We start from the raw sequence: 988 nt of genomic DNA, 5'->3' as shown, positions 1-988 counted from the left end.
GTGTAGAGAATGGACACATATTGACAGCCGCGGTCGGAATGGTGGGTCACTTTTCCCTCAGGTCGCCTCTGGCACAGAGCCTGCTCGAGAGCATCCAGCACGAAGTCGGTATGGGCCGTTGAGGAGACGCGCCAGCCCACAATAACCCGTGCGAATACATCAATGATGAAGGCCACATAAACAAAGCCCTGCCATGTGGAAACGTAAGTAAAATCCGAAACCCACAGTCTGTTGGGGGCAGGAGCATGAAACTGGCGCTGCACCAGATCCTGCGGACACGGACGTTGCGGATCAGGCCGTGTGGTTCTGACCCCCTTGCCACGAATGACGCCTTTCAGTCCCATCCGGCGCATCAGCCGCTCTACCGTGCAGCGGGCGACATCCAGGCCTTCACGTTTGAGCTGATGCCAGACCTTGCGCGCTCCATAGACGCAGAAATTATCATTCCACACTCTACGGATGTCATCGCACAGTTCTTTGTCTTTCTGGCTGCGCACACACGGATTTTTCTGTCTGGCAACAGTTGCATAATAGGCAGATGGTGCAATCGACAGAACCCTGCAGATTGACCCGACACCATATGTCTGCCGGTGCTCCTCAATGAAGCGTGTCATGGCTTGAAGATGCGGTCGAGCTCCGCCTGGGCAAAATATGCCGACGCCTTACGCAGGATTTCATTGGCCTGCCGCAATTCGCGGTTCTCTCGCTCCAGTTGCCTGATCTTCTCTCGATCAGGCAGGTCACTCACCGCAGGCGCATTGGCACGTTCATGCAGACGGGTCCATTTTGACAGCGTGTCAGGATGAATATCCAGCTTTGGCGCGATCATCATCACCGCAGACCAGCGTGATGGATGGTTCTTCTCTTCCTCCAGAACCATGCGGGCTGCACGGTCACGAAACTCAGGTGGAAAACGCTTCGATTTGTTGCTCATGAATCCTTCTTACCTCTCGGGTCGTTCCGTCTCCACAAAACCCGGGGCAATTCA

Annotated in this window: 1 pseudogene and 1 other annotated feature; the pseudogene reads right to left on the bottom strand. The window is 55.1% G+C overall.

Annotated features, from left to right (window positions below):
• Positions 1–934, bottom strand: a pseudogene (locus GOB90_RS18680) (IS3 family transposase); the annotation flags it as partial.
• Positions 540–656, bottom strand: a sequence feature (AL1L pseudoknot). Its footprint overlaps the pseudogene before it by 117 nt.
• Positions 935–988 lie beyond the last annotated feature (54 nt).

It is taken from the genome of Acetobacter oeni (assembly GCF_011516825.1).
Classification (GTDB): Bacteria; Pseudomonadota; Alphaproteobacteria; order Acetobacterales; family Acetobacteraceae; genus Acetobacter; species Acetobacter oeni.
The sequence above is the reverse complement of the archived record's forward strand: the minus strand, read 5'-3'. Positions and strand labels throughout refer to the sequence as shown.